The organism is Nocardioides bizhenqiangii (assembly GCF_034661235.1).
GTDB classification, from domain to species: Bacteria; Actinomycetota; Actinomycetes; order Propionibacteriales; family Nocardioidaceae; genus Nocardioides; species Nocardioides bizhenqiangii.
On sequence record NZ_CP141059.1, the window covers coordinates 2675464 to 2702327 of the forward strand.

The 26864-nt window shown below is 70.1% G+C and carries 26 protein-coding genes and 1 pseudogene; 10 read left to right on the top strand and 17 right to left on the bottom strand.

Annotated elements, in window-relative coordinates; all coding sequences use genetic code 11:
- Nucleotides 1-9: 9 nt before the first annotated feature.
- The 6 genes from SHK19_RS13025 to SHK19_RS13050 are packed head-to-tail and all read right to left on the bottom strand — an operon-like array spanning nt 10 to nt 4630.
- The gene (locus SHK19_RS13025; RefSeq protein ID WP_322936477.1) at nt 10-1275 is read right to left on the bottom strand and encodes a gluzincin family metallopeptidase; all 1266 of its coding nucleotides are present in this window, start codon (nt 1273-1275) and stop codon (nt 10-12) included.
- On the bottom strand, nt 1256-3202 hold the full coding sequence (gene dxs / locus SHK19_RS13030) for a 1-deoxy-D-xylulose-5-phosphate synthase (RefSeq protein WP_322936478.1): 1947 nt from the start codon (nt 3200-3202) through the stop codon (nt 1256-1258). Before dxs ends, SHK19_RS13025 begins: the two co-directional genes overlap by 20 nt.
- A gap of 59 nt (nt 3203-3261) precedes the next feature.
- Nucleotides 3262-3687, bottom strand: a complete 426-nt coding sequence (locus SHK19_RS13035) for an NUDIX domain-containing protein (RefSeq protein WP_322455392.1) — start codon at nt 3685-3687, stop codon at nt 3262-3264.
- Between the two features lie 31 nt (nt 3688-3718).
- The gene (locus SHK19_RS13040; protein WP_438862033.1) at nt 3719-4129 is read right to left on the bottom strand and encodes a secondary thiamine-phosphate synthase enzyme YjbQ; all 411 of its coding nucleotides are present in this window, start codon (nt 4127-4129) and stop codon (nt 3719-3721) included.
- Entirely contained in the window at nt 4126-4323 is a 198-nt protein-coding gene (locus tag SHK19_RS13045; RefSeq protein WP_322936479.1) for a thiamine-binding protein, read from the bottom strand. The genes SHK19_RS13040 and SHK19_RS13045 overlap by 4 nt, the downstream gene beginning before the upstream one ends.
- Nucleotides 4310-4630 (bottom strand): thiamine-binding protein, encoded by a 321-nt coding sequence (locus SHK19_RS13050; RefSeq protein WP_322936480.1) that lies wholly within the window; start codon nt 4628-4630, stop codon nt 4310-4312. The genes SHK19_RS13045 and SHK19_RS13050 overlap by 14 nt, the downstream gene beginning before the upstream one ends.
- A 216-nt stretch (nt 4631-4846) precedes the next feature.
- Here SHK19_RS13050 and SHK19_RS13055 point away from each other — a divergent pair, with 216 nt between their 5' ends.
- Nucleotides 4847-6286, top strand: coding sequence for a P-loop ATPase, Sll1717 family (locus tag SHK19_RS13055; RefSeq protein WP_322936481.1), 1440 nt, complete (start codon nt 4847-4849; stop codon nt 6284-6286).
- Nucleotides 6287-6364: 78 nt separating this feature from the next.
- On the opposite strand, the pseudogene SHK19_RS13060 reads toward SHK19_RS13055, so the two are convergent.
- The 3 genes and pseudogenes from SHK19_RS13060 to SHK19_RS13070 form a co-directional block, all read right to left on the bottom strand.
- Nucleotides 6365-6514, bottom strand: a pseudogene (locus SHK19_RS13060) (thiamine-binding protein); the annotation flags it as partial.
- A gap of 58 nt (nt 6515-6572) precedes the next feature.
- Nucleotides 6573-7250, bottom strand: coding sequence for a hypothetical protein (locus SHK19_RS13065; RefSeq protein ID WP_322936482.1), 678 nt, complete (start codon nt 7248-7250; stop codon nt 6573-6575).
- A 73-nt stretch (nt 7251-7323) separates the two neighbouring features.
- Nucleotides 7324-10212 carry an aconitate hydratase gene (locus tag SHK19_RS13070; protein WP_322936483.1) on the bottom strand — a complete coding sequence of 963 codons (2889 nt, stop codon included), beginning with the start codon at nt 10210-10212 and terminating at the stop codon, nt 7324-7326.
- A 269-nt stretch (nt 10213-10481) separates the two neighbouring features.
- On the opposite strand from SHK19_RS13070, the gene SHK19_RS13075 reads away from it, so the two are divergent.
- Nucleotides 10482-11852 (top strand): NAD(P)-binding protein, encoded by a 1371-nt coding sequence (locus tag SHK19_RS13075; RefSeq protein WP_322936484.1) that lies wholly within the window; start codon nt 10482-10484, stop codon nt 11850-11852.
- Between the two features lie 138 nt (nt 11853-11990).
- Complete coding sequence (locus tag SHK19_RS13080; RefSeq protein WP_322455397.1) at nt 11991-12305, top strand: helix-turn-helix domain-containing protein; 315 nt, start codon at nt 11991-11993, stop codon at nt 12303-12305.
- A 16-nt stretch (nt 12306-12321) separates the two neighbouring features.
- Here the strand turns inward: SHK19_RS13080 and SHK19_RS13085 are convergent, their stop codons facing one another.
- The gene (locus SHK19_RS13085; protein WP_322936485.1) at nt 12322-14202 is read right to left on the bottom strand and encodes an ABC transporter ATP-binding protein; all 1881 of its coding nucleotides are present in this window, start codon (nt 14200-14202) and stop codon (nt 12322-12324) included.
- Nucleotides 14203-15091: 889 nt separating this feature from the next.
- On the opposite strand from SHK19_RS13085, the gene SHK19_RS13090 reads away from it, so the two are divergent.
- The 4 genes from SHK19_RS13090 to SHK19_RS13105 all read left to right on the top strand — a co-directional run bounded on the left by SHK19_RS13090 (nt 15092) and on the right by SHK19_RS13105 (nt 18414).
- Nucleotides 15092-15910: an ABC transporter permease gene (locus tag SHK19_RS13090; protein ID WP_322455399.1), complete on the top strand. Its 819-nt coding sequence runs from the start codon at nt 15092-15094 to the stop codon at nt 15908-15910.
- Nucleotides 15903-16748: an ABC transporter permease gene (locus tag SHK19_RS13095; RefSeq protein ID WP_322455400.1), complete on the top strand. Its 846-nt coding sequence runs from the start codon at nt 15903-15905 to the stop codon at nt 16746-16748. The genes SHK19_RS13090 and SHK19_RS13095 overlap by 8 nt, the downstream gene beginning before the upstream one ends.
- Nucleotides 16745-17716: an ABC transporter ATP-binding protein gene (locus SHK19_RS13100; RefSeq protein ID WP_322936486.1), complete on the top strand. Its 972-nt coding sequence runs from the start codon at nt 16745-16747 to the stop codon at nt 17714-17716. Before SHK19_RS13095 ends, SHK19_RS13100 begins: the two co-directional genes overlap by 4 nt.
- Before the next feature lie 122 nt (nt 17717-17838).
- Nucleotides 17839-18414, top strand: coding sequence for a dihydrofolate reductase family protein (locus tag SHK19_RS13105; protein ID WP_322936487.1), 576 nt, complete (start codon nt 17839-17841; stop codon nt 18412-18414).
- Here the strand turns inward: SHK19_RS13105 and SHK19_RS13110 are convergent.
- The 3 genes from SHK19_RS13110 to SHK19_RS13120 all read right to left on the bottom strand — a co-directional run bounded on the left by SHK19_RS13110 (nt 18396) and on the right by SHK19_RS13120 (nt 22053).
- Nucleotides 18396-19538, bottom strand: a complete 1143-nt coding sequence (locus SHK19_RS13110; RefSeq protein ID WP_322936488.1) for a class I SAM-dependent RNA methyltransferase — start codon at nt 19536-19538, stop codon at nt 18396-18398. The genes SHK19_RS13105 and SHK19_RS13110 overlap by 19 nt on opposite strands.
- Nucleotides 19535-21571: an APC family permease gene (locus SHK19_RS13115; protein WP_322455404.1), complete on the bottom strand. Its 2037-nt coding sequence runs from the start codon at nt 21569-21571 to the stop codon at nt 19535-19537. The genes SHK19_RS13110 and SHK19_RS13115 overlap by 4 nt, the downstream gene beginning before the upstream one ends.
- A 191-nt stretch (nt 21572-21762) precedes the next feature.
- Nucleotides 21763-22053 (bottom strand): hypothetical protein, encoded by a 291-nt coding sequence (locus SHK19_RS13120; protein ID WP_322455405.1) that lies wholly within the window; start codon nt 22051-22053, stop codon nt 21763-21765.
- 87 nt (nt 22054-22140) lie between these two features.
- Here SHK19_RS13120 and SHK19_RS13125 point away from each other — a divergent pair, with 87 nt between their 5' ends.
- From SHK19_RS13125 to SHK19_RS13135, 3 genes are read left to right on the top strand one after another with little or no spacing between them, the layout of a single operon-like run.
- A complete protein-coding gene (locus SHK19_RS13125) occupies nt 22141-23094 on the top strand; it encodes a helix-turn-helix transcriptional regulator (protein WP_322936489.1) in 954 nt (317 codons plus the stop codon).
- 52 nt (nt 23095-23146) lie between these two features.
- Nucleotides 23147-23797 carry a potassium channel family protein gene (locus SHK19_RS13130; RefSeq protein WP_405030502.1) on the top strand — a complete coding sequence of 217 codons (651 nt, stop codon included), beginning with the start codon at nt 23147-23149 and terminating at the stop codon, nt 23795-23797.
- 12 nt (nt 23798-23809) lie between these two features.
- On the top strand, nt 23810-24481 hold the full coding sequence (locus SHK19_RS13135) for a potassium channel family protein (protein WP_322455408.1): 672 nt from the start codon (nt 23810-23812) through the stop codon (nt 24479-24481).
- Here SHK19_RS13135 and SHK19_RS13140 read toward each other — a convergent pair.
- The 4 genes from SHK19_RS13140 to dut are packed head-to-tail and all read right to left on the bottom strand — an operon-like array spanning nt 24478 to nt 26800.
- Entirely contained in the window at nt 24478-25269 is a 792-nt protein-coding gene (locus SHK19_RS13140; protein WP_322455409.1) for a DUF3159 domain-containing protein, read from the bottom strand. The genes SHK19_RS13135 and SHK19_RS13140 overlap by 4 nt on opposite strands.
- A complete protein-coding gene (locus tag SHK19_RS13145; protein WP_322455410.1) occupies nt 25266-25625 on the bottom strand; it encodes an OB-fold nucleic acid binding domain-containing protein in 360 nt (119 codons plus the stop codon). The genes SHK19_RS13140 and SHK19_RS13145 overlap by 4 nt, the downstream gene beginning before the upstream one ends.
- 9 nt (nt 25626-25634) lie before the next feature.
- Nucleotides 25635-26333, bottom strand: a complete 699-nt coding sequence (locus SHK19_RS13150; protein ID WP_322455411.1) for a DUF3710 domain-containing protein — start codon at nt 26331-26333, stop codon at nt 25635-25637.
- On the bottom strand, nt 26330-26800 hold the full coding sequence (gene dut / locus SHK19_RS13155) for a dUTP diphosphatase (protein ID WP_438862036.1): 471 nt from the start codon (nt 26798-26800) through the stop codon (nt 26330-26332). Before dut ends, SHK19_RS13150 begins: the two co-directional genes overlap by 4 nt.
- Nucleotides 26801-26864 lie beyond the last annotated feature (64 nt).

Below are 26864 nucleotides of genomic sequence, written 5' to 3' on the forward strand. Positions count from 1 at the left end.
CAGGCGGCCTCACTCGTAGGTGCGGCGCATCAGGCCGATGCTCGCCTCGACGAGCTCGGACGTCGTGATCCCCAGCTGGTCGCGGACAACGGCCCGCTGGTCGCCACCTTCGCCGAGCTCGTCGAGCAGGGTCCACAGCGCCGGCTCGCCGTAGGTCGCGGCGATGTACTCGCACATCCACCACGAGACGGCATACCAGCCCTCGGCCTGCGGGCCGCCGAACTCGCTGTCGGCCGGGACGTCGGTGACTCCGCCCGCGACGAGGTCGAGCGCGGTGGTCTGGAGCCGCCGCTCGGCGGGCGCGATCGGCTGGACGGAGACGTACTCGGCCAGGCCCTCGGTGAACCACAGCGGGACGCCCCTGGCGCGTTCGCCCAGGGCGACGTGGGTGAGCTCGTGCCGTACCAGCCGGTCGAGGACCGCCTCGCTCTCGTCGAGGACGTGCGGGCTCAGCATGATCCGGTACGACGACACCGGCCCGTCGGCGTCGTCGGCGTTCCGCGGGACCGGGACGGTCACGCCGTCGAGTCGGTCCGGGTCGCTGACCGGCAGACCGTCGATCGACTCGACGAACTCCTGGTCGGCGAGGACGTAGACGACGACGCCGCCGGGGTCCTCGATGTGGGGCGGCAACACCGAGCGCACCTCGTACCTGGCCTCCGAGACCGAGTCGAGCACTGCGTCGGCCCTCAGCACCGTGGTGGGGTCGAAGATCCCGAGCACGCCGGCACGGTCACGGGCCTCGATCTCGCCGAGGTCCCAGGGCTGCGGACCAGTGCCGGCACCGGCCTCCCAGTCGGCGTCCGTGGTCGACGTCAGCAGGTAGCGACGCTCGTCGCCGGTCGGGACGAACCGCCAGCGGTCCCGGGTGAGCACAGGTGCGACGTCGTACCCCTCGAGCTCGATCCGGATGGCGACCTCCGCCCAGTAGCCGGCGCGGGACCGCTCGATCGTCCGCTCCGCGAGGTCGAAGCGCACGGTGCCGAGCGGCAATTGCGCGACGTTCGCGTAGTAGCCCTCCTGCTCGGCGAGGAAGCCGGGGTCGCGCCGAGCAAGGGTTCGCTCGAACGCCACCGGGTCGCGAGAGAGGATCGCCCGGGCGCGCTGGCGGAGCGTGCGCTGGATCGCCTCGGCGACCCCGGCGTCCGGGTCGTCCGGCGTGTCCGGCGGGTCGTCACCGCAGGCGACGAGGAAGGGCGTCAGCAGGAGGATCGGGAGCAGTGCGGAGAGGTACCTGAGCCGGCCGCCCGCTCGGTCAGCCGTTCTTGTCGGCATCGAGGAGCGTCCGGTCGACCGCCGCGTCCGCGTCGGCGGCATCGACGGCGCCCGTGCCGGTCATCTCGTGCACGATGTCGAGCGCGATCTTCTGGGCCGAGAGGCCCACCCGCTCGAGGATCACGGCCCGCTTCGCGTGGCCGAGGAACTCCTGGGGGATGCCGTGCAGGCGCACCGGCGTGTCGACGCCGGCGGCCGAGAGCGTCTGCAGCAGGACCGCGCCGACGCCTCCGATGACGCCGTTGTCCTCGATCGTCACCACCAACCGGTGGTCGGCTGCCGCCGCCACCAGCGCCGGGTCGACCGGCTTGACCCAGCGCGGGTCGACGACGGTGACGCCGATGCCCTGCGCGGACAGCCGCTCTGCGACGCCGAGTCCGACGCCGGCCATCGAGCCGACGGCCACGACGAGCACGTCGCGCCGCCCGTCGCGCACCAGCACGTCGATGACGCCGTTACCGCCGGTGATCTGGTCGACGGCCTCGATGTCCGCGGGCGGCGGTCCCTTCGGGAAGCGCACCACCGTCGGCGCGTCGGCCACCTCGACCGCCTCGTCGAGCAGCTCGCGCATCCGCGTCACGTCCCGTGGCGCAGCCAGCCGGAGCCCCGGCACGACCTGGAGGACCGACATGTCCCACATGCCGTTGTGGCTGGCACCGTCGTCGCCGGTCACACCGGACCGGTCGAGGACGAACGTGACGCCGCACTTGTGCAGCGCGACGTCCATCAGCACCTGGTCGAACGCGCGGTTGAGGAACGTGGCGTAGACCGCGACGACGGGGTGCAGCCCGCCGAGCGCGAGCCCGGCCGCCGACGTCGCGGCGTGCTGCTCGGCGATCCCGACGTCGAACGTGCGCTCGGGGAACCGGGCCTGGAACTTGTCGAGCCCGACGGGGTGCATCATCGCCGCGGTGATCGCGACCACGTCGGGGCGTCGCGCACCGATCTGCACGATGTGCTCCGCGAAGTGGTCGGTCCAGATGGGACCCTTCGGCTTCTCGGCACCGGTCTGGACGTCGAACGGGCCCGGCGCGTGGAACTGGTCGGCCTCGTGCCGCTCCGCCGGGTCGTAGCCGAAGCCCTTCCGGGTGATGGCGTGCACGATCACGGGTCCGCCGAACTTCTTCGCCTGCAGGAGGGCGTGCTCCATCGCGGCCCGGTCGTGGCCGTCGACGGGACCGACGTACTTGAGGCCGAGGTCCTCGAACAGGCCCTGGGGCGCGAGCGCGTCCTTGAGGCCCTTCTTGACCGCGTGGAGGGCGTCGTAGGCGGTGGGACCGACCGCAGGGACCGCGTTGACCCGCTTCTTGACCATCTCGAGCACCTGCTCGTAGCGCGGGTTGGTGCGCAGCCCGGTGAGCGCGGTGGCGAGACCGCCGATCGTGGGCGTGTAGGAGCGGCCGTTGTCGTTGACGACGATCACCAGCCGGGAGTCGCGCGCGATGGCGATGTTGTTGAGCGCTTCCCACGCCATGCCGCCGGTCAGCGCGCCGTCGCCGATCACCGCGACGACGTGGCGGTCCTCGCCGCGGATCGCGTAGGCCTTGGCGATGCCGTCGGCGTAGCTGAGCGCCGTCGACGCGTGGGAGTTCTCGACGATGTCGTGGTCGGACTCTTCCTGGCTCGGGTAGCCGCTGATCCCGCCCTCGCGGCGCAGCGTGCCGAACTCCGCGACCCGCCCGGTCACGAGCTTGTGGACGTAGGCCTGGTGACCGGTGTCGAAGACCACCCTGTCGCGCGGGCTGTCGAACACCCGGTGGATGGCCAGGGTGAGCTCGACGACGCCGAGGTTGGGCCCGAGGTGCCCGGTGTTCGTGGCGACGGTTCGGATCAACAGGTCGCGGATCTCGCTCGCAAGCGTCGCGAGCTCGTCCTCCGTGAGGTCCCGCAGGTCGCGCGGCGAGGTGATCCGGTCGAGAAGGGCCATGGCGGCGAGTTTAGGCGCTCACCCGACGAGAAACGCGATCGCCGGCTCGGCGACATTCCTCACCGAAGCAGGCTCCGGTAGCGCTCGGAGGCAAGGAACCGCGGGAGTGCTTTCGCCGCGGCAACGGTCAGGTCGAGCCCTCGGGCACGTTCGGGGTCCACGAACACGATCTGCCGACCCTCTTTGCAGTCGACGTCGGCGTTCCCAAGCTCGGTGGGGGCGGTGAAGAGGCAGAACGTGTCGTCGGTGTCGCGATGGGCGTGACGGACCGAGAACTCGTCGAAGAGCTCGAGCCCTCCGCTCAGCGCGATCCCGGTCTCCTCCTCGAGCTCGCGGTAGGCCGCGTCCTCCCACGACTCTCCAGGCTCGACCCCACCGCCCGGAAAGCCCCACTTCTCCGGGTCGATCACGGGGTGCTCGTCCCGTTCCTGGAGAAGTACCCAGCCACGCGGATCGACGAGGGCGATCGAGGAGAACCGGCTCACGCCCGCCACCGTAGCCGCCGCCGGACGCGGCTCAGCCGCCGAGGAAGCTGACCCGCACCTCGCGGACGTCGTTGTCGACGTTGAGGTCGACCAGGCAGACGCTCTGCCAGGTGCCGAGCGCGAGCCGGCCGTCGATCACCGGTACCGAGGCGTACGGCGGCACCAGCGCCGGCATCACGTGAGAGCGTCCGTGCCCGGGCGACCCGTGCCGGTGCCGCCAACGGTCGTCGGCGGGCAGCAGGTCCGCCAGCGCCGACAGCAGGTCGTCGTCGCTCCCTGCGCCGGTCTCGATGATCGCGATGCCCGCCGTCGCGTGCGGGACGAACACGTGCAGCAGCCCGTCGCCGCGCCCGGACACGAAGTCGGCACAGTCGCCGGTGATGTCGAGGACCCGCTCCTCGCCGCCGGTCCGGAAGCTGAGCGCCTCGCTGTCCATGGTCATGCCTCGAGCGCGCTCTCGATCCGCTCCACCTTCGCCGTGAGTTGTCCGGTGTGGCCGGGTCGGATGTCGGCCTTGAGCACCAGGCCGACGCGCGGCGACACCTCGGCGACGACGTCGATGGCCCGCTTGACCACGGCCATCACCTCGTCCCACTCCCCTTCGAAGATCCGCGCACATGGGTCATGGCGTCTCATTTTCCGATTCACCGATCGCCGCTTCGAGCCGCTCGACCTTCGCGTCGAGTTCACCCTGGTAGCCGGGACGGATATCCGCCTTCAGGACGAGGGAGACCCTCGACCCGTATGGCGCGACGGCCTCGGTCGCCCGCTTCACGACGTCTAGGCAGGCATCCCAGTCGCCCTCGATCGTCGTAAACATCGCGTCGGTTCGGTTCGGGAGTCCGGACTCCCTCACCACGCGAACCGCCGCCGCGACGGCATCCGCGACCGATCCATCGGCGCGGCCCGTTCCGCTCGGGGCAACAGAGAATGCGACTAACACGTCGAACTCCTTCGGTAACTGCTCCCAGGTACGCCCCGGACAAGAATCTGAGCGTCGCGCACGCCGAACCTACTCCGCTACCCGACCGCGTATGGCACCGGGCGGGCAGCGGAAGCGAACACCCGCGCACCTTGCGTGAAGGCAAACCAAAGACTGCGGCCAGGTGCGCCGATAGGGTCGAGCAGCACCAGATGAGAACAACGAACGGACGTCTCGATGCCGCAACCGCCCCTGAAGGAACTCCACTTCGGCCATCTCGACGCGAGCGAAGAGGCGATCGACGAACCCGATCTCCTAATGGGCGGCTTCTACGACTACCGCGAGGCGGCCTTCGGCATTACCACTGGGCGCGCTTGGTTGATCCTCGGTCCCAAAGGCGCGGGGAAGTCGGCCGTCCTCGAACACATCCGTTTGTCGTGGGCAGGACGGTGGGATCACTTCTTCTCAGCGTGGAACCTCGCGAGCTTTCCAGTCAACGATGTCACAGCGCTACAGATCGACCAGGCCGCGGGGCCCGCACGCAATCAAGCGGCATGGGAGTTCCTTCTCTTGCTGCGGGTGATCGACTCGCTCAACTCGGATGAAGGTCTCCGCGCACCAGCATCGTTCGGCCGACTGGTCAAGGAATTGAACAAAGCCGGACTCCTTCAAGGCGACTGGGCACGCAAGGTCGCGCAGTGGTCTAAACAGCGAATGACGTTCGACGCCAAGGTCATTGGCGGCGAGGCCGAACGAGACGTCCGCAAAGTCACAGCCCTTGAAGTCTCAGAAGCACTCAAAGCCGAGATGCGCCAGGTACGCACGGAGAGTCGTCACCTGATTGCCCTGGACGGCCTCGACTCATTCTTCTTCGAGGCGGAGGACGAGTGGGCATCGCTCTCTGGTTTGACGCAGGCTATTAAGGACCTCAACCGAAACCTTCGCCAATGGGCACTGCCGGTCAACATCGTCGCTGCCATGCGCTCGGACATCTTCGATGTCCTGCCGGGGGCGGAGACCAACAAGTTGAAGCCCCACTCAGTTCACCTCGACTGGAGCGCGGGAGGAATCGGCGGTCAGAACCACCTCTGGGCGTTGGCAACAAAGAAGGCTCAAGTGACACGTCCCGAGGTGACCAACTTAGTGAAGCAGTATTTCAATGCTCCGATCGCTATCGGTCCTCACACGGAGATGGCTGAGTTCCTTCTGGATAACACTCGACTCCTACCTCGCGACATGATCGCACTCCTTGGCTTCGCCCAGCGAAACTACGGCGGCAGCAAGCAAATGCCCGAGGACAACGCGAAGGCTGCGGTGCAGCAGTACGCGGAGGAGTACTTCGTCGGCGAGATCTTTGACAACCTTGCCGGTGTGCTGCCTCTGGGCAGCGCGCGCAAGGTGGCCAGTTTCCGGGACGCCTTGCGAACGCTTCCGACTCGTCGCTTCGACTTTGCCTATCTGGAGACTGAACTACAAGGTGAACTCGAGCGAAACGAAGTAAGAGCCCTACTCAGGCAGATGTTCGAAACCGGCGGCGTGGGAGTTCGGAATCCCTCAGGCTACCGCGACTACACCGACTTCGTGTTTCGTAAGGTTTCCGGAGCCGGATTCACCATTAGGTATGAGTTCATCCTTCATGACGCACTTGTTCGCGCCTGGAACCGCCCTTGGTCCTAGGTAGCGGGACACGAGGGTCCTTCCGCGAATTCGTGTCCGCACGCACGCCACACGCGCCATGTCTCAATGCGGGGTAGTCGCGCCCTCGATGTTGGTGAACATCGCGTTGGTCTCGTTGGGGAGCCCGGACTCGCGGACGACGCGGACCGCCGCTGCCACCGCCTCGGTGACGCCTCCGGTCTCGTCGGCGGCGGATCCGGACGGGGAGATGCTGAAGGCGACGAGCATGACGCCCACGGTAGTGGGGTCTCGAGGCGGTCGCCGGACGACCTCCTCGACCCGAGGATCAGAAGACGTGGTACTCCAGGGGGGCGAGGAAGAACCCGGTGCGGGCTCCGGTGTCGAGGCAGGTGACGCCGACGGTCTCGACGAGGCACCGGACGTCACCGCTGACCGCGAGCACCCCGTCTCCGGCGATCTCGTCGGCGCCCGGCTCACGGATGGTGTCGGTGTTGCACACCGGTCGGGCACGATCCTCGAAGGTCTCGATCCGCCCGACGCCGTCCGCGGTGCCACCGCCGCACACCTCGGCGTCCTTGATGAAGCCGCGCCGCAGCTCGCAGGCAGGTCCGATCACCAGATCGTCGAGGAGGCAGTAGACGACGTCGTCCGGTGTCGTGAACCGCGCCCGGGTGACCGGCTCGCCGGTGCTCCGGTCGTTCAGCCGGGCCTGCGCCTCGCGGTAGGTCGTCGGTCCGACGGGATCGTCGGTCGGCGGCTCGGGCGAGGGGCCGGCAGTCTCCGTGGGCGTCGGTTCGCTCGTCGCGGGCAGTGTCGGCGTGCTCGAGGTCTCCGTCGTGGCATCGGTCGAGGGGGCGCTGGTCGCCGACGTCGGCGTGCTGGTCGCTGACACCGAGGGCCGCGTCGTGATCGTCGGTACGTCGTCCGCGTCGTCGCCGCCGGACCCGCACCCGGTCAGCACCAGCAGCATGATGAGGACGGTCGCCGTACCGAATGAGCGCATGGCCCCATCGTTCCAAGCGAAGTGGCCGGTGGCCCGCCACCACACCGGGTGACGGGCCATCGGACCGGACGGACTAGCTGCGTCGCAAGTTGCGCAGGACGTACTGCATGATGCCGCCGTTGCGGTAGTAGTTGGCCTCGCCGGGGGTGTCGATCCGGACCACGGCGTCGAACTCGACACTGTTCCCGTCGTCCTGGCCGGCCTTGACCTTGACCGTCCGGGGCGTGTCGCCGTCGTTGAGCTCGGCGATGCCGGTGATCGAGAACGTCTCCTCACCGGTCAGCCCCAGGGACTCGGCGTTCTCGCCCTCGGGGAACTGCAGCGGGATGACGCCCATGCCGATCAGGTTTGAGCGGTGGATCCGCTCGTAGGACTCCGCGATGACCGCCTTGACACCGAGGAGCGAGGTGCCCTTGGCCGCCCAGTCCCGCGACGACCCCGAGCCGTACTCCTTGCCGGCCAGGACCACCAGCGGGATGCCCGCCTCCTGGTAGTTGACCGAGGCGTCGTAGACGGTGCTCACCGGGGCGTCCGCATGGGTGAAGTCGCGGGTGAAACCACCTTCAGTCCCGGGCGCGATCTGGTTGCGGAGGCGGATGTTGGCGAAGGTGCCGCGGATCATGACCTCGTGGTTGCCGCGACGCGACCCGTAGGAGTTGAAGTCGCGTGACTCGACGCCGTGCTCGGTGAGGTACTTGCCCGCGGGCGAGTCCTTCTTGATCGCGCCGGCCGGGCTGATGTGATCGGTGGTCACCGAGTCGCCGAGCTTGAGGAGCACCCGGGCGCCGTCGATGTCGGTGACCGGGGTCGGCTCGTCCGGCATGCCGTCGAAGTACGGCGGCCGGCGCACGTAGGTCGAGTCCTCGTCCCAGGCGAACGTGTCGCCCTCGGGGGTGGGCAGCGACTTCCACTGCTCGTCACCGGCGAAGACGTCCTCGTAGCTCGAGCCGAACATGTCGGAGCTGATCGCCTGGGCGATCACGTCCTCGATCTCCTTGGCGGTGGGCCAGACGTCCTTCATGTAGACGTCGTTGCCGTCGGAGTCCTGTCCCAGCGGGTCCTCGAACAGGTCCACGTCCATCGACCCGGCCAGCGCGTAGGCCACGACGAGCGGCGGGGAAGCCAGGTAGTTCATCTTGACGTCGGGGTTGATCCGGCCCTCGAAGTTGCGGTTGCCGGACAGCACGGACACGACGGCGAGGTCGTTCTCCTGGACGGCCGCGGAGACCTCGGGGATCAGCGGGCCGGAGTTGCCGATGCAGGTCGTGCAGCCGTAGCCGACCAGGTTGAACCCGAGCTTGTCGAGGTAGGGCGTCAGGCCGGACTTCTCGTAGTAGTCGGAGACCACCTTGGAGCCGGGCGCGAGCGTGGTCTTCACCCACGGCTTGCGCTGGAGGCCCTTCTCGACGGCCTTCTTGGCCAGCAGGGCCGCGCCGATCATGACCGAGGGGTTGGAGGTGTTGGTGCACGAGGTGATCGCTGCGATCGTGACCGCACCGTGGTCGATCTCGAACTCGGTGCCGTCCGCGAGGGTGACCGATGCGGGGTTCGACGGGCGGCCGGCGCCCGCGCCGGTCGCGTGGTCGTGCCAGTCGTCCGGGGTGCCCTTGCCATTGCCGCCCTCGGAGTGAGCGGGAGCGTCGCTGGACGGGAAGGACTCGTCGGAGGCCTCGTCGACCTTCGATGCCTCGGCCTCGTCGGGCGTCTCCTGCGAGGGCACGCCCGGCTTGTCCGATCCGCCCTCGGGCGCGCCGTCGTCGGCGTAGTCGGCCAGCGCCGAGCGGAACGCCTCCTTGGCGTCCGACAGCGACACCCGGTCCTGGGGCCGCTTCGGTCCCGCGAGCGACGGCACGACGGTAGCCAGGTCGAGCTCGAGCTTCTCGGAGAACCGCGGCTCGGCGTCGGGGTCGTGCCAGAGGCCCTGCTCCTTGGCATACGCCTCCACCAGCGCCAGCTGCTCGTCGCTGCGACCGGTCATCCGGAGGTAGTCCACGGTCTGCTCGTCGATCGGGAAGACCGCGATCGTGGAGCCGAACTCCGGGGACATGTTGCCGATGGTCGCGCGGTTCGCGAGCGGCAGCACCGAGACGCCAGGGCCGTAGAACTCGACGAACTTGCCGACGACGCCGTGCTTGCGCAGCATCTCGGTGATGGTGAGCACCAGGTCGGTGGCGGTGGCGCCCTCGGGCAGGTCGCCGTTGAGCTTGAAGCCGACGACGCGCGGGATCAGCATCGACACCGGCTGACCGAGCATCGCGGCCTCGGCCTCGATGCCGCCGACTCCCCAGCCGACGACGCCGATGCCGTTGACCATCGTGGTGTGCGAGTCGGTGCCCACGCAGGTGTCGGGGTAGGCCTGGACGACCCCGTCGACCTCGCGGGTGAAGGCGACGCGGGCCAGGTGCTCGATGTTGACCTGGTGCACGATGCCGGTGCCCGGCGGGACGACCTTGAAGTCGGAGAACGCGGTCTGGCCCCAGCGGAGGAACTGGTAGCGCTCGCGGTTGCGCTCGTACTCGATCTCGACGTTGCGCTGGAAGGCCTCGGGCGTGCCGAAGACGTCGGCGATCACCGAGTGGTCGATGACCATCTCGGCCGGGGCGAGCGGGTTGATCTTCGTCGCGTCGCCACCGAGCTCGGCCATCGCCTCGCGCATGGTGGCGAGGTCGACCACGCACGGCACACCGGTGAAGTCCTGCATGATCACCCGGGCCGGGGTGAACTGGATCTCCTTGTCCGGCTCGGCGGTCTCGTCCCAGCCGGCCAGCGCCTTGATGTCCTCGGCGGTGATGTCCGCACCGTCCTCGGTGCGGAGCAGGTTCTCCAGGAGCACCTTCAGCGAGAACGGCAGCGAGGCCTGGTCGAGCCCCTCCCCGGTCACCGCATCGAGGCGGAAGATCTCGTAGGACCTCCCGTCCACGTCCAGGGTGCCCTTGGCGCCGAAGCTGTCCTTGCTGGCCATCCGCGTCTCCGTCCTCGTCGACTTCCGGTCGGTAGGTCTGCCTTCCCATCCTGCCGCTGCCAGCGGCGGAGCGGGTAGTGAGGCTGTCCTAAGTTTTCCGGCATCGCATCGTCAATGTCTCTTGATATCAAGATACACGACACCGAGCCGCTTTGCCACCGCCGGCGACGCACGCCGCCGAGCGCGGGGTGGCTGATTCTCCCGCCGCCGGCTCCCGGTCTCCGTCAAACTTCAGGACGTGCCCCTCCGCGGGCGGCAAGGAGGCAAGCGTGGAGCTCGAGACCGACTACCTCGTGGTGGGCGCCGGCGCCGCCGGGATGGGATTCGCCGACAGCCTCCTCGACTCCTCCGACGCCGACATCGTCGTCGTCGACCGGAGAGCCGCCCCCGGCGGCCACTGGCTGGAGGCCTATCCGTTCGTCCGGCTGCACCAACCGTCCGGCTGGTACGGCGTGGGCGCGGTCAGCCTCGGCGAGGACCGGATCGAGCAGACCGGGCCGGAGACCGGGTGGTACTCACGGGCGTCGGGGTCACAGATCGTCGACTACTTCGCCGGGGTGATGCGTGACCGGCTGCTCTCGTCGGGGAGGGTGCGGTTCCTCGGCCTCGCCGAGCACCTCGGCGACGGGAGGATCCGATCCCTCGAGGACGGCCGGGAGCACGACGTACACGCGCGGCGGGCGATCGTGGACGCCACCTACACGAGCTCGCCGACCCCGGAGAGCTCCCCTGCGCCGTTCCAGGTCGAGGACGGCGTGCGGCTGGTCACCCCCGGTGGCCTGGCCGCACTCGGCGACCTCGGCCGCGGCGTCGTCGTCATCGGCGCGGGCAAGACCGCCTCCGACACCTGCTCGTGGCTGCTCGACCGGGGATGTGACCCCGCCTCGATCACGTGGATCCGCAGCCGTGACATGTGGTTCAACAACCGCGCGTACCTCCAGCCCGGTCGGCTCTCGGGCGGGATCGTGGAAGGCACGGTGCACTGGCTCGAAGCGCTGGCTGCCTGCGGGACCGTCGACGAGGTGTTCGCCCAGGTGGAGAGCCGGGGCGTCATCAGGCGTCTCGACGTCGAGGTCTGGCCCACCGTGTTCCGTGGTCCCACGATCAGCGATGTCGAGATCGCGCAGCTGCGCAGCATCCGCAACGTCGTGCGGCTGGGTCATGTGCGGAGCATCGAGCTCAACCGGATCACCCTTGATGAGGGCACCGTTCCGACCTCGCCCGAGCAAGTCCACGTCCACTGCGCCGCGTCGGGACTGACCTACAACCCGGCGGTGCCGATCTTCGCGTCCGACCGGATCACGGTCCAGTTCATCACCAGGACGAACATCCCGCTGAGCAGCGCGGCGATCGCGCGGGTCGAGGCCCTCGACATCACGGTCGAGGAGAAGAACGCGCTCTGCAGGCCGATCCCGCTCTACGAGACCCCGCTCGGCTCACTGCAGATGCTCCTCGGCGGGATCCGCAGCGAAGGGGTCTGGCGCAAGCACCCGATCCTGGGTCCGTGGCTGGGTGGACACCGCCTCAACCTCACGCGCGACGCCGCCGCCGCGCTCGGTGACGACGCCGCGCACTGGTACGGGCGGCTGACCGCGGCGCTGGCTCCCGCGTACGAGAGCCTGGCCCGGCTGTCGTCCTGACGAGCGGTCTCAGAACCGTCTCACCTTCCTCGACCTCCCGTACACACGCGAGGCCGCCTCCCTAGCCTCGCCACAGGCTCAGGCTCCGTACCAGTGGGCCGGCTACGACCGTGGGGGGCGGAAACCGAGGAGTGGGCAATGAGCGAGGCGCAACGCGACACCGCATCCGCGGCGGCGTACCGCCACCTCCAGGTGGTCGGGCCGGCGTACGCCGAGGCTCCCCCGCCGGCGCTGGCGACGGCCGGGTGGACCGGCCGCCTTTCCCGGCGGGAGAAAGACGTCCTCCGTCTGCTGGCCGCGGGCCAGTCGACCGTCGAGATCGGCAGGACGCTGTTCATCTCCCCCGCCACGGTGAAGTGTCACGTCGCCCGGCTGATCGCCAAGGTCGGCGTGCGCGACCGGGTGCAGCTGGTCGTCGCGGCCTACCGCAGCGGGTTCGTCCAGGTCGACTGACGCCCGACCGGATCAATCAGACCGGCACCCCGTCGCCGGTCTCCGCGAACTGGGTGCGGTAGAGCTCCTCGTAGCGACCACCGGCAGCCAGCAGCTCGGCATGGGTGCCCTGCTCGACGATCTGACCCTCCTCGACCACCAGGATCCGGTCGGCGGTGCGGATCGTGGAGAGCCGGTGCGCGATGACGAGTGCCGTCCGTCCGGCGAGCACCTCGGAGAGCGCCGCCTGCACCGCGGCCTCGGAGGTGGAGTCGAGGGAGGCCGTCGCCTCGTCGAGGACGACGACCCGCGGCCGCTTCAGCAGCAGCCGGGCGATGGTCAGCCGCTGCCGCTCGCCCCCGGAGAGCCGGTAGCCCCGCTCCCCGACGACCGTGGCGAGCCCGTCGGGCAGCTCCCGCACCAGGTCGGCGAGACGGGCCCGCTCCAGCGCGTCCCACACCTGCTCCTCCGTCGCGTCCGGCCGCGCGAACAACAGGTTGCCGCGGATCGAGTCGTGGAAGAGGTGCCCGTCCTGGGTCACCATGCCGACCGCGTCGCGGATCGCCGTCGCGGAGAGGTCCCGGACGTCGACGTCGGCGAGGCGTACGGCGCCCGCGTCGACGTCGTAGAGCCGCGACACCAGCTGCGCGATCGTGGACTTCCCGGCGCCCGACGAGCCGACGAGCGCGATCACCTGGCCGGGCTCCGCCCGCAGCGACACCCCGTGCAGCACCTCCTCACCGCCGCGAGCGTCGAGCGTCGCCACGTCCTCCAGCGACGCGAGCGAGACCCGGTCCGCCGAGGGGTAGGAGAAGCGCACGTCGTCGATCTGCACCGACACCGGTCCCGCGGGCACGTCCCGCGCACCGGGCCGGTCCCGGATCAGCGGCTCGAGGTCGAGCACCTCGAAGACCCGCTCGAAGCTCACCAGCGCCGCCATCACCTCGACCCGTGCGCTGGCGAGGGCGGTGAGCGGCGCGTAGAGCCGGGTCAGCAGCAGCGAGAGAGCGACCACGTCACCGGCGTCGAGCCGGCCGCTCAGGGCGTAGTAGCCGCCGAGGCCGTAGACCAGCGCCACCGCGAGGGCGGACACCAGGGTGAGAGCCGTCACGAAGGTCGTCTGCACCATCGCGGTCCGGACGCCGATGTCCGCCACCCGCCCGGCCCGCGCTGCGAACTCCGCGGACTCCTGGTCCGGCCGGCCGAACAGCTTGACCAGCGTCGCTCCCGGGGCGGAGAAGCGCTCGGTCATCTGACTGCCCATGGCTGCGTTGTGATCGGCTGCCTCGCGCTGGATGCCGGCGAGCCGGTTGCCCATCCGGCGCGCGGGGACGACGAAGACGGGGAGCAGTACCAGGGCCAGGAGCGTCACCCGCCAGGAGATGCCGAGCATCACCACGAGGGTGAGGACCAGCATCACGAGGTTCCCGACGACCCCCGACAGCGTGCTGCTGAAAGCCCGCTGGGCGCCGATCACGTCGTTGTTGAGGCGACTGACCAGCGCACCGGTCCGGGTCCGGGTGAAGAACGCGACAGGCATCCGCTGCACGTGGTCGAACACGGCCGTCCGCAGGTCGAGGATCAGCGCCTCACCGATGCCCGCCGAGAGCCACCGCGTGACCAGGCCCATGGCCGCGTCGAGCACGGCGACGCCGGCGATCACCAGCGCCAGCAGCACCACGACCCGCGGCTCGGACTTGGCGACGATCGCGTCGACCACCCGGCCGGCCAGGACCGGCGTCGCCACCGCGAGCGCGGCGCCGGCCACGCTGAGGACCAGGAACCCGACCAGCTTGCGGCGGTGCGGCCGCGCGAACTCGAGGATCCTGCGAGCGGTCGCGGCGCTGAAGGCGCGCCGGTCGTCCGGCGCGCTCATCCGCCGGTACATCTGGTTCCACGCGATCGACTCCATGCTCATGTTGAGACCCTAGGACTTCAAGCCGACTTGAAGGCAACATCGAGCCCACGGAGCCGGCGCCGAGGCAGATCTGTGCGGGGCCGGTCGTTCCCGGCGCTACGCGCCGGGTTTTCCGCGCTTCGCGCGGGTGGGTTGGTGGGTTGTCGCCTGGTTGGGTGTGGCGGGCGGTGCGGTGGCCTCCGGTTCGGGGCGAGACCCCGAGCGGGCTGCAAACCGTGGCCTGCCGGCCCGGATGCGACACGGGCTGGATGTCCCATGTCATGGGAAAGCCGGATGAGCTTCCTGCGACAGGGCGGACGATGCTGGCCCTGGTCGACTCGAAGAGAGGCCGGCAGGCCCCGACTTGCCCGCCCGGGGTCCCGCCCCGCACCGGCCACCGCACCGCCCGCCACTCCCACGGCTCAGGTCGGTCGGGGTGGATGGGTTTCCCTGTGTCGGACCGGCCGCTCGTGTGGGAGAGGACGACCGAACCCCGTGGTGGGTCCGTCCCTCCCAAGGCGCCGACCCGGAGGACATGGGTGAACCTCATCCACCCCGCGCCTCGAGCCGTGGGTGTGGCGGGCGCGGCCGCCTTCGTGCGGTGCGGGGCGTGGGGCCCGGCGGGCAAGTCGGGGCCTGCCGGCTTGTGCTGATCGCCCCTGTCGCAGGAACCTCATCCGGCTTTCCCATGCCAGGGGCCATCCGGCCCGAGGTGTGGGTCAGGCCGGCAGGCCACGGTTTGCAGTCCGTCGGGGCCCACGCCCCGCACCGCCCCCAACCGGCCGCGCCCGCCACACCCACCAGGCGACGACCCACCAAACCCAACCCGCGCGAAGCGCGGAAAGACCCACGCGCGACGCGCCTCGGCGGACGGCTTCGAGCACCGCGGCAGTAGTACGTTGCTGTCCTCATGCGTGCTGTTCCATCGGGGGTCCGGGTCTACTGGCGCATCCTCGTCGCCGGCTTCCGGCGGCAGTCGGCCTACCTCATGGCGGCGTTCGGCGGCCTGGTCGCCAACACGACCTTCGGCCTGCTCAAGGTGGCGATCCTCTTCGCGACGGTCCGCGCGGCCGGCGGCGAGCTGGAGGGCTACGACGTTGCGCTGATGAGCACCTACATCTGGGTCTCGCAGGGCCTGCTCGGCTCGGTCAACCTGTTCGGGCGCATCGACATCGCCGACCGGATCAAGGACGGGGACGTCGCCGTCGACTTCCTCCGGCCGCTCGACGTCCAGGCGGCAGCGATCACGACCGAGGTCGGCAGGTCCCTCTTCAACCTGATCCCCCGCGGCATCCCGTCGGTGCTGATCGGCGGGCTGGTGGTCGGAATGGCGCTGCCCGACGACCCCCTGGCCTACCTCCTCGGCGCGGTCAGCATCGTGCTCGGCATCGCGATCTCGGCAGCGACGGTCTACCTCGTGGTCGCGACTCCCGGCTTCTGGGTGGTCGAGACCCGGGGGCTCCAGATCCTCTACATGGTCGTCTCGGGCTTCCTGGCGGGACTGTTCGTCCCCATCTGGATCTTCCCGACGTGGCTGGAGGTCGTCGCCCAGGCGACGCCGTTCCCGTCGATGATGATGTACCCCGTCGACATCATCTCCGGCCGAGCCGACACCATCGAGGGGCTGCTGCTGATCGCCGTGCAGGTCGCCTGGCTGGCCGGCGTCGGCGCACTCGGACAGGTCCTGACCCGCGCCGGCCGCCGTCATCTGGAGGTGCAGGGTGGCTGACCTGCTGGCAGGCGACCTGGTCGGGAAGGACCCCGCCCTCTCACGGCTCCGCCCCTACCGGGCGGTGCTCGCATCGCGGGCCCGGTCGCAGCGCGCCTACCGGGTCAGCTTCGGGCTGGACCTCGCCAGCTCGGCACTGATCGGGGTCGTCGAGCTCGCCGAGATCTGGGTCCTCTTCCACAGCGTGACGTCGCTCGGCGGCCTCGACTTCGCCCAGATCCTGCTGGTGTTCGGTCTCGCCGACCTGTGCTTCTCCCTGGCCGACATGACGTTCGGGCACTGCGACAACCTGCCGACGTACCTCCGCGCTGGCACGTTGGACGTCTTCTACCTCCGGCCGCAGCCGCTGCTGCTCCAACTGGTCACCAGCGACATCTCCCTGCGCCGGCTCGCCCGCGCCGCGGTCGGGCTCGTGGCGCTGGTCGCCGGCCTCGCCCTCAACGACATCGCCTGGAGCCCGGCGCACGTGCTGCTGCTGGTCGTGGCCGTCGTGAGCGGCTACGCCGTCTTCGCCGGGATGTTCGTCTGGGCGGGCGGCGCGCAGTTCTTCCTCGTCGACGGAGCCGAGACCACCAATGCCTTCGTGTACGGCGGTCGCTACGCGGCGACCCAGCCGGCCTCGGTCTGGAACCGGCCGCTGTGGGCGGTCTTCGGTTTCTTCTTCCCCATGGCCTTCACCGGGTTCCTCCCGGCGTTGTGGCTGCTCGGCATCGCGCCGCCGTACGGCCTGCCCGACTGGCTGGGCTGGTGCGCGCCCCTGGCCGCAGCGTGGACCTGGTTGCTGGCACTCGCCAGCTGGCGCCTCGGCGTACGGCACTACCAAGGAGGCGGCGGATGATCGACCCCACTGACAGGACCTCGATCATCGAGACCAGCGGCCTGACCCGGGAGTTCCGGGTCAGGGACGGGCTGCGACGCCGCACCGTCCTCGCCGTCGACGACCTCACGCTGCGGATCGAACCCGGGGAGGCGGTCGGCTACATCGGCGCGAACGGTGCCGGGAAGTCGACGACGATCAAGATGCTGACCGGGATCCTGGTCCCGACGCGCGGCTCGGTGTCGACCTGCGGGCTGCGGCCCGTGGAGGACCGCCGGCGGCTCGCCCGCCAGGTCGGCGTGGTGTTCGGACAGCGCTCGCAGCTGTGGTGGGACCTCCCGGTGCGCGAGTCGTTCCGGATCCTCGCGGCGATCCACGACCTCTCCTCGGAGGCCGAGAGGGCGCGGACCGATGAGCTGGTCGAGCGGCTCGAGATGGCGGAGTTCCTGACGACCCCGGTGCGACAGCTGTCGCTCGGGCAGCGGATGCGGGCCGAGGTCGCCGCAGCGCTGCTCCACTCCCCCCGCCTGGTGATCCTGGACGAGCCGACGATCGGGCTCGACGTGCTCTCCAAGCAGCGGCTGCGCGAGTTCCTCGTCGCGGAGCGCCGGACCCACGGCACCACCCTGTTGCTCACCACCCACGACATGGGCGACGTCGAGCGGCTCTGCGACCGGATCCTCGTCATCGACCGCGGCCGGCTGGCCTACGACGGCGACCTCGCCGGCCTCTCCAGGACCGTCGGCGCCGAGCGGGTGCTGGTCGTCGACCTCGCAGAGGCCACCGACGACCTCGACGCCATCGCGGGCACCCGCCACCTCGGATCCGAGGGCCACGGCCTGCGCCAGCGGCTGTCGTTCAACGCCGAGGCCACCACGGCAGCCAAGGTGCTCGCCGCGGTCAGCGAGCATGCCGAGGTGCTCGACCTGGCCGTCGAGGAGCCCGACATCGAGGACGTCGTACGCCGGATCTACGCCGCGCGCCGCTGAGCCCTCGTCGTACTCGGCGACCGGCCGCCGACGGATCCTCGACTTTTTCTGCGGGTGCGTGTCGTTTCCCGGCCACCCCGTTCGTGGTGAGGTAAATCCACCCACTCATCCAAGGAGATCAGATGCGCACCCTGTACGTCACCGAGTTCATCACCCTCGACGGCGTCATCGACTCGCCGGGCGGCGACGAGGGACACCCTCACGCCGGCTGGTCGTTCAAGGACGTCACGCCCCTGCCCGAGGTCTACGAGATGAAGACCCAGGAGCAGGAGGAGGCGGGCGCACTGATGCTCGGCCGGGCCAGCTACGACCTGTTCGCGCCGGTCTGGCCGTCCATGACCACCGAGTTCCCGCGGTACAACGCCATGCCCAAGTACGTCGTGTCCACCACCCTCCAAGAGGACGAGCTCGTCGACAACTGGGGCGAGATCACGATCCTCCGGTCCATGGACGACGTGGCCGCGGTCAAGGAGACCGAGGGCGGACCGATCTCGGTCCACGCCAGCTCCCGGCTGGCGCACTCGCTCGCCGCTGCCGACCTGGTCGACCGCTACCACCTGCTGGTGTTCCCGATCGTCCTCGGTTCGGGCAAGCGCCTGTGGGACGACACCTCGACCGCCAAGCACAAGCTGTCCCTCGCCGAGAGCCAGTCCTACGGCAACGGCGTGCAGAAGCTGATCTACGACGTCGTGCGCTGAGTCGGGCGCCCCCGCGGCTCCAGCAGCGCCACGCACTCGACGTGGTGCGTCATCGGGAACAGGTCGAACGCGCGGAGGCTCGTCAACCCGTAGCCGTGCTCGGCGAAGATCGCGACGTCGCGGGCGAGCGCGGCGGGGTCGCAGGCGACGTAGGCGACCGCGCGGGGGCGGCGGTCCACGACCTGCTCGACGACCTTCCGCTTGGCGCCGACCCGTGGCGGGTCGAGGACGACGAGGTCGAACGGTTCGTCGTACTCCGTCGTCAGCACCGCTCCGACCTCCCCGGCGGTCGCCCGCAGGCCGGGGCAGTTGCGGAGGGCGAGGCGGACGGCGGCCGCGTCCCCCTCGACCGCGCGGACCCGGCCGTCCGGCCCGACCGCGTCGAGGAGGAACCGGCTGAACAGCCCGACCCCGGCGTAGAGGTCCAGCGCCGACTCCCCCGGCTGCGGATCGAGCGCATCGAGGACGGCGGCGACCAGCGTCTCCGGCGCGCCGGGATGCACCTGCCAGAAGCCACCGGCGGCGACCGCGAACGACGCGTCCCGAACCTCGTACCGCGGTCCCTCCGCGGCTTCGATCAGGCAGCGCTCCACCGGGACCACGTCGTGCGACCGGTGCTTGCGCATGCCCCGCCGACCGCCCGGGAGCGCGACGTAGCGCTGCCGGGTCCGCCAGCCGAGTCCGTCGCGGTCCCCCGGCACCGGTTCGACCGCGACGTCGACGTCGACGTCGAGTCGCGCGAGCCGCCGCAGCTGCTCGCAGACCACCTCCGCCTTCAGCGCGCGCTGTGCGGGCAAGGAGACGTGCTGGAAGTCGCAGCCGCCGCAGAGACCGGGCCCGGCGTACGGGCACGGCGCGACGACCCGGTCGGTCGACGCCTCGAGCACCTCCACGGCGTCGCCCCGCCAGAACCGGTCCCCGTCGGAGCCCTCCGTGATCTCGACGACGACCCGCTCGCCGGGCACCGCGTGCCGCACGAAGACCACCCGGTCACCGTCGTCAAGCGGGAGGCGTACGACGCAGTGCCCGCCGTGCGCGATCGGGCCCACCTCGGCCTCGAACCGCTCACCGACCCGGGACCGCCCGCGCTGCTGCCGGACCCGCGGGCGGCGCGGCGGGCTCACTGGACCTGCCGGTCCGTGCCCTCGGTCTGCCCCCGGCGTACGTCTCCGGGGCGGACCCGGGCGTCTTCGCGCTCCTCGCGGTCCCGCAGGATCTGAGAGGACCGGAGCTGGTAGGGCACCGAGGTGACCATCACCCCTGGCGTGAACAGCAGCCGGCCCTTGAGCCGCAGCGCGGTCTGGTTGTGGAGCAGCTGCTCCCACCACCGGCCGACGACGTACTCCGGGATGTAGACGGCCACCACAGACCGCGGGTTGGCGCCCCGGATCGCGGTGGCGTACTCGACGATCGGCTTGACCACCTCGCGGTAGGGCGAGTGGAGGACCTTGAGCGGGACGCCGGTGTTGCGGTCGTCCCACTCCTCCAGCAGCCGCGCGGTCTCGGCGTTGTCGATGGAGACGTAGACGCCCTCGAGCGAGTTGGGGCGGGTCGCCTTCGCGAACGCGAGCGCGCGCAGGGTCGGCTTGTGCAGCTTGGAGACGAGCACGATCGCGTGCACCCGGGTCGGCAGCGCCTTGTCGGTCTCGTCGGCGGCGAGCTCGAGCTCAACGGAGTTGTAGTGGCCCTTGATCTTCCGCATGACGAAGAAGAAGAAGGCCATCGCCAGGATCGTGATCCAGGCACCGGCGAGGAACTTCGTGATCAGGACGACGACAAGCACGACCGCGGTGAAGGTCAGCCCGATCGTGTTGATGATCCGGGAGTTGAACATCCGCCGCCGCTCGGCGGGGTCGCGCTCGGTGGCGAGCGCTCTCGTCCAGTGCCGGATCATCCCGAGCTGGCTGAGGTTGAACGACACGAACACACCGACGATGTAGAGCTGGATCAGCTTCGTGGTCTCCGCCTCGAACGCGACGATGAACGCAATCGCCATCACGGCGAGGAAGACGATGCCGTTGCTGTAGGCGAGCCGGTCGCCGCGGGCACCCAGGGCGCGCGGCGCGTAGCCGTCCTGGGCGAGGATCGAGCCGAGCACCGGGAAGCCGTTGAACGCGGTGTTCGCGGCGAGCACCAGGATCACGCCGGTGACGGTGACGACGAAGTAGAACCCGGGGCTGAAGTCGATGAAGACCGCGCGCGCGATCTGGGCGATCACCGTGTGCTGGTCGTAGTCGTCGGGGAGCGGCTGGCCGTCCCGGGTCAGCTTGTCGATGTCGTGCGGATCGACGTACCTGATGGCCATCTGCCTGGCCAGCACGATGACGCTCACCATCATCGTGATCGCGATCGTGCCGAGCAGCAGCAGCGTGGTCGCCGCGTTCTTGCTCTTCGGCCGCTGGAACGCCGGCACCCCGTTGGAGATCGCCTCGACACCGGTCAGCGCCGCGCACCCGGAGGAGAACGCCCGGGCCAGCAGGAAGAGAAGTCCGATGGTCGTGAGCGGCTGGTCCCAGCCCTCGTCGGGCGCGATCTCGAGGTCGGCGCTCTCGACGTCCGGCAGCGTCCCGGTCGCCATCTGGATGAACCCGTAGAGGCACATGCCGAGGATCGCGAACATGAACAGGTAGGTCGGGACCGCGAAGAAGCTGCCCGACTCCCGGATGCCGCGCAGGTTCATCGCCGTCAGCAGCACGACCATCGCGACCGCGACGATCACCTCGTGGTCGAGGAACGCCGGGATCGCCGCCGCGGCGTACTGCGCGCCCGACGAGATCGACACCGCGACGGTCAGCACGTAGTCGATGAGCAGCGCGCTCGCGACCGTGGTGCCCGCCGTCCGGCCCAGGTTGACGGTGGCGACCTCGTAGTCGCCGCCACCGGACGGGTAGGCGTGCACCGTCTGGCGGTACGACGCGATCACGGCGGCCATCACCAGCGCGACGGCGATCGCGATCTTCCACGACCACACGTACGCCGAGGCGCCGGCGATGGCCAGCATGATGAACACCTCGTCCGGGGCGTAGGCCACGGACGAGAGGGCGTCGCTCGCGAACACCGGAAGCGCGATCCGCTTGGGAAGCAGAGTCTCCCCCAGCTGAGCGCTCCTGAGCTTGCGCCCGAGCAGAATCCGCTTCGAGACGTCGCCGACACCCACGGGCGACACGTTAGGGCATGCCTTCCTAGTCAGCGTCGTCGCGAGCGGTGTTTCCGGCCGATCTGGCAAGGCGGCCGAGCGCTGCCATGCTGGATCGCACGTCGAGCGACGCCACCGCAGCCAGATCGAGGCGGAAACGCCGCGCAGGAGGCGCGGGCTAGGAAGTCATGCGCTGAGGCATAGGCACTCGCTCAGAGCGTCTGGCGCACCACCACGTCGAGCAGCATCGGGTCGCCGTGCCGGATCATCTGCTGCTGCGAGAGCGGCGTCGCCCAGATCTTCTCCAGTGCGCCACGGAACTCGTCGGCCGTGGCGGCGTCGTCGAAGTCGAGGTCGACGAAGACCCGCTGCGGATCGGCGGCGTCGCGCGCGATCCGGTAGGACCGGACCCCGCGCTCCTTCCTGAAGGCCTCGTAGCGGTCGAAGGCCTCCTTCCATCTGTCGTAGTCGTGGACTGTGTTGTCGATGTGCAAGGTGGTCATGCGTTCAGGGTGATGGCCGGCGATGCGCGCCGACATCCCCGACGTCGGGGATCTCTCCGGCCCGGTCCGGGGTCCTACCCTGACGGCGTGGACCTTCTCGTCCGCGTGGAGGCCATCTGCTCCCAGGACCTCTCCGACCGCCTGCTCCGGGAGCGGTTGATAGCGCTCCTGGCCGGGCGGCTGCCGTTCGACGGGCACGTGTTCGCGCTGACCGACCCGGTCACCGGCGTCGGCAGCTCTCCGCACGCGACCGTCCCGATGCTGCCCTGGGACGAGCTGCCCGACCTGTTGCGCCACCGCTACCTCCACTTCGCCGACGACCGGCCGGCGTGGCACGCGTGGCTCGCGCACCTCGGCGTCACCGACACCCTGTTCGTCGACTTCGCGGACCGGTACGGCCGTTGGGGCTTCCTCGAGCTGTGGCGCGCGGGCGGGGCGTACGACGCCCGCGACCTCGCCCTCCTCGAACGGCTCGCCCCGGCGATCAACCATGGCCTGCGGTCGGCCGCCGCGCGCACCTTCCGCGCCGGGGAGGATGGTCTCGCGCAGGTCGAGCCGGGCGTCGTCGTGCTCGACCTGGACCTGCGGGTACGCGGCCAGACCGACTCCGCTGCCGCCGCACTGCTCCGGCTGCTGCCACCCGACGAGCCGATGCCGCCGATCCCTGCCGCCGCCTACAACGCGGGCGCTGCCCTGGTCGCCGTGGAGGCCGGACGCTGGTCGACCGAACCGTCCGCCCGGGTCCACCTCGGCGGCAACCGGTGGGTCACCGTGCGAGCCGCGCGGCTCGGCGACGACATCGCGGTCGCCATCGCTCCGTCGACCGTCGACGAACGCACCGACCTGTTCGCCAGGGTCCACGGCCTGTCACCGCGCGAGACCGAGGTGCTCGGCCTCGCGGTGCACGGGCTCGACTCCCGCGAGATCGCCGATCTGCTCGTCATCGCCCGGACGACGGCCGAGGACCACCTCAAGGCGCTCCTCGCCAAGACTGGCGCGCCGAGCCGTCAGGTTCTCGTCGCCAGGGCGTTGGGCGCCTGAGCACCCCTCGTGGCCACCGCTGCTATAGCGTTCAGATGTGCACGTCGTGATCATGGGCTGCGGCCGCGTCGGTTCGACGCTCGCCCGCAGCCTGGAGGACCGCAACCACACCGTGGCAGTGATCGACAGCGAGCCGGACTCGTTCCGCCGGCTCGGACCCGGCTTCAACGGCGACAAGATCGCCGGGATCGGCTTCGACCAGCAGGTGCTGGAGAAGGCCGGCATCCGGCGCGCGGACGCCTTCGCGGCAGTCTCCAGCGGCGACAACTCCAACATCATCGCGGCACGGGTCGCGCGCGAGACGTTCGGCATCCAGCAGGTCGTCGCCCGGATCTACGACCCCGGTCGCGCCGAGGTCTACCAGCGCCTCGGCATCACCACGGTCGCCACCGTCAAGTGGACGGCCGACCAGGTGCTGCGCCGGCTGCTGCCGGCAGGCGCCGAGCCCGACTTCCGCGACCCGTCGGGCACCGTCCGGATGGACCACATGAGCGTGCCCGAGAAGTGGGTGGGCTCCTCTGTTGGCGCGTTCCAGGAGCAGGCGCGCGCCCGGGTGGCGTGGATCGACCGGCTCGGCGAGGGCATGCTGCCCACCCGCGACAGCGTCGTCCAGGAGGGCGACCTGCTGCACGTCGTCGTGCGCGAGGAGAACGCCGGCCATGCCTACGACGTGCTCGAAGCCGGCCCCGGCCACGTGGACTGAGGAGGACCTGACATGCGAGTCGCCATCGCCGGTGCCGGTGCTGTGGGTCGATCGATCGCCGTCGAGCTGATCGAGAACGGCCACGAGGTGCTGCTCATCGACAAGTCGCCCTCGGCAATCCACCCCGAACGGGTCCCGGACGCGGAGTGGCTGCTCGCCGACAGCTGCGAGCTGTCGTCTCTCGAGGAGGCCCGGCTCGACAAGTGCGACGTGGTCATCGCCGCGACCGGCGACGACAAGGTCAACCTGGTCACCTCCCTGCTCGCCAAGACCGAGTTCGGCGTGCCGCGCACCGTCGGCCGGGTCAACCACCCCAACAACGAGTGGCTCTTCACCGAGGCCTGGGGCGTCGACGTCAACGTCTCGACCCCGCGGATCATGTCCGCGCTCGTCGAGGAGGCAGTCACCGTCGGCGACCTGGTCCGGCTGTTCACGTTCCGCCAGGGCAACGCCAACCTGGTCGAGATGACCCTGCCCCCCGACTCGCCGTACGTCGGCAAGTCGTCGGGACTGATCCCGCTTCCGGAGAACTGCGCCCTGGTCACCATCCTCCGCGACGGCCAGGTCTACGTGCCCACGCCCGAGCAGCCGGTGGAGGCGGGCGACGAGCTGCTGTTCGTCGTACCGGCGGAGGCCGAAGACGCACTCGAGCACCTCCTCGCCCCGGCGAAGCACCCGGGCTAGGACTCCGCAGCGTCCTCCGCGGCGTCCCCTGTCGGCTCCTCTATCGGAGTCGCGTTCCGGGCCAGCAGCCAGATCATCAGCGTCCACGAGCCGATCCTGAGCGCCCAGCCGAGGCCGGTGCGGAGCACGAGGATGATCACGACCGCGACGTCGGCGTCGATCGTGTCGTAGTGGCCGAGCAGCCAGATCGGTCCCTGGCCGAGCACCCCGATCGCGCCGGGGATCAGCATCACCCAGGTGAGCCGGCTGCAGAGCTTCACGACCTGCTTGTTCTTGTGCCAGCCGATCGGGTCCTCGGTGGCCGCGCCGAGCATGAAGCCGAGGACCGGCCAGCCGATCAGGCAGGAGGTGCCGAAGACCACGGTGTAGCCGAGGCTGAGCAGGATCCCCGGCAGGAAGAACGCCAGGGCCTGGTCGGACTCCGAGCCTCCGGACGACTCGGCCCACCGCACGAACACCCAGCCGATGCCGATCCCGAAGATGGCGTTGAAGACGTACTGGGTCGAGCTCCTCTGCAGGAGGCGTACGACGAGCGCCAGCCCGGCGACCGCGAGGCTCGCGATCAGGGCGGCCTCGAGCTCCTTCGTCGGCAACCAGATCGCACTGAACACGATCCCGGGGATCGCAGCCTCCAGCATGCCGCGCTTGCCGCCGAGGGACGCCGAGAGCTGGTGCCGGACGAGCGCCTCGACGGTGTCGACGCCGATCTTCTTGGCGGCCTCGGTCGTGAGCGAGTGGTCCTCATCGTCGGTCCCGGGCTTCACCACCGCCCGCTCCTCCTGGCTCACAGGAGCTCGTAGCGAGGGTTGTAGAGCACCCGCTGTCCGTCGTGCTCGCCGATCCGGCCCGAGACCTCGACGGCACGACCCGGCCCGATGCCGGCGATCCGCCGGCGGCCGAGCCAGATCAGAGTGAGGGTCTCGGTCCCGTCGTACAGCTCGGCCTCGAGGGCCGGGACGCCGCCGCGCGGACGCAGCGTCACCGTGCGCAGGGTGCCGCGCAGCTGGACGGGTGTGCGGCTCGGAGCGTCCGCGATCGTGACCACGCCGCTGCCGGCGAAGGTCCGCCGGAGGTCGCGCGCCTCGGCCTCGGCGGGGTTGGCCCACCGGCTGATCGTGCGCCGGAACCGGCTCTTGGTCGCCACGTGCGCGCCTCAGGCTCCCGGCTGCTCGTCCGAGGTTGCCGCCGCGGCCGCCTGGTCGGCCTGCGCCTGACGGACGTCCTCGGGGAGGTTCAGCGGCAGCTGCTCGCCGACCGGCATCGCCTGGGCGCCGCGGCGTACGGCGACGCCGCTCAGCGCGGTGCTCCACTCGACGAGGGCTTCGGGATCGCGCGCCGGTCGGCCGAGGAAGGTCGCCCGCAGCATCCACCGCGGTCCGTTGAACCCGACCACGCGCGACGTCTGGCTGCCGACCTTCCCGTCGGCCGTCTTGACCTGGACCTCGCAGTGGAGCTCGGTGCCGAACGGACCGTCGTTCTCGGTCGCGGTGCCACCGCGACGCGCCGCGTCGGCCGCGATCTGCGGGCGCACCTCGCTCCACAGGTCGCCGTTGCGCGGAGCCGCGTAGGCACGCAGCTCGACCGCGCCGTCCTTGGCCGCGAGGATCACCGACCGGACGTTGCCGGACTTCTCGTCGACCTGGACCCGCAGCTCACGGCCGTCCGCCGGGGCGACCAGGAGCGCGCCGAGGTCGACCCGCTTGACGTCGTCGTCCGGGAGGTCGTCGGCGTCGCAGGGACCAGCCGGCCCGGCATCGGGCCGGGCATCGACGGCGTCGTCCACGATCTCGTCGACACCCGCATCCGACGGGGTGTCGAGATCGGTCGCGTCGGGCTTGCGACGGAACCTCACTGGCTGCTCTCCTTCACCTGCTGACTCGGAGGGCCGAAGCCTCCAGTAGAACCGTAGCCGCCGGTGCCACGCACACTCTCGGGAAGGTCCTCGACGGCGACGAACCGGGCTCGCTCGAACCGCTGGACGACGAGCTGCGCGATCCGGTCGCCCCGGCTGAGGACGATCGGCTCGACCGGGTCGTGGTTGATGAGCAGCACCTTGATCTCTCCGCGGTAGCCGGCGTCGATCGTGCCCGGGGTGTTGACGATGGACAGCCCGTGCCGCGCGGCGAGACCGCTCCGCGGGTGCACCAGGGCGACGTAGCCGTCGGGCAGCGCGATGGCGACGCCGGTGGGCACCAGCATCCGCTCACCAGGTGCGAGCACGACGTCGACGGTGGTCACCAGGTCGGCACCGGCGTCGCCCGGGTGGGCGTAGGACGGGAGCGGCAGGTCGGGGGTCAGCAGCGCGACCGGGATCTCCAGGTCGGCCGGGCGGTCGGGGTCGTGGGGCACGCACCGACCCTATAGAGGCGCCATCCGGGCCCGG

Excerpts from the sequence above, each read along its gene's own strand:
- SHK19_RS13120 (WP_322455405.1), bottom strand. The coding sequence starts at position 22,053 with ATGACCACCTTGCACATCGACAACACAGTCCACGACTACGACAGATGG.
- SHK19_RS13080 (WP_322455397.1), top strand. The coding sequence starts at position 11,991 with ATGAGCGAGGCGCAACGCGACACCGCATCCGCGGCGGCGTACCGCCAC.
- SHK19_RS13135 (WP_322455408.1), top strand. The coding sequence starts at position 23,810 with ATGCGAGTCGCCATCGCCGGTGCCGGTGCTGTGGGTCGATCGATCGCC.
- SHK19_RS13045 (WP_322936479.1), bottom strand. The coding sequence starts at position 4,323 with ATGAGACGCCATGACCCATGTGCGCGGATCTTCGAAGGGGAGTGGGAC.
- SHK19_RS13100 (WP_322936486.1), top strand. The coding sequence starts at position 16,745 with ATGATCGACCCCACTGACAGGACCTCGATCATCGAGACCAGCGGCCTG.
- SHK19_RS13065 (WP_322936482.1), bottom strand. The coding sequence starts at position 7,250 with ATGCGCTCATTCGGTACGGCGACCGTCCTCATCATGCTGCTGGTGCTG.
- SHK19_RS13040 (WP_438862033.1), bottom strand. The coding sequence starts at position 4,129 with ATGACCATGGACAGCGAGGCGCTCAGCTTCCGGACCGGCGGCGAGGAG.
- SHK19_RS13025 (WP_322936477.1), bottom strand. The coding sequence starts at position 1,275 with ATGCCGACAAGAACGGCTGACCGAGCGGGCGGCCGGCTCAGGTACCTC.
- SHK19_RS13070 (WP_322936483.1), bottom strand. The coding sequence starts at position 10,212 with ATGGCCAGCAAGGACAGCTTCGGCGCCAAGGGCACCCTGGACGTGGAC.
- SHK19_RS13130 (WP_405030502.1), top strand. The coding sequence starts at position 23,147 with ATGGGCTGCGGCCGCGTCGGTTCGACGCTCGCCCGCAGCCTGGAGGAC.
- SHK19_RS13090 (WP_322455399.1), top strand. The coding sequence starts at position 15,092 with ATGCGTGCTGTTCCATCGGGGGTCCGGGTCTACTGGCGCATCCTCGTC.
- SHK19_RS13085 (WP_322936485.1), bottom strand. The coding sequence starts at position 14,202 with ATGAGCATGGAGTCGATCGCGTGGAACCAGATGTACCGGCGGATGAGC.
- SHK19_RS13105 (WP_322936487.1), top strand. The coding sequence starts at position 17,839 with ATGCGCACCCTGTACGTCACCGAGTTCATCACCCTCGACGGCGTCATC.
- dxs (WP_322936478.1), bottom strand. The coding sequence starts at position 3,202 with ATGGCCCTTCTCGACCGGATCACCTCGCCGCGCGACCTGCGGGACCTC.
- SHK19_RS13055 (WP_322936481.1), top strand. The coding sequence starts at position 4,847 with ATGCCGCAACCGCCCCTGAAGGAACTCCACTTCGGCCATCTCGACGCG.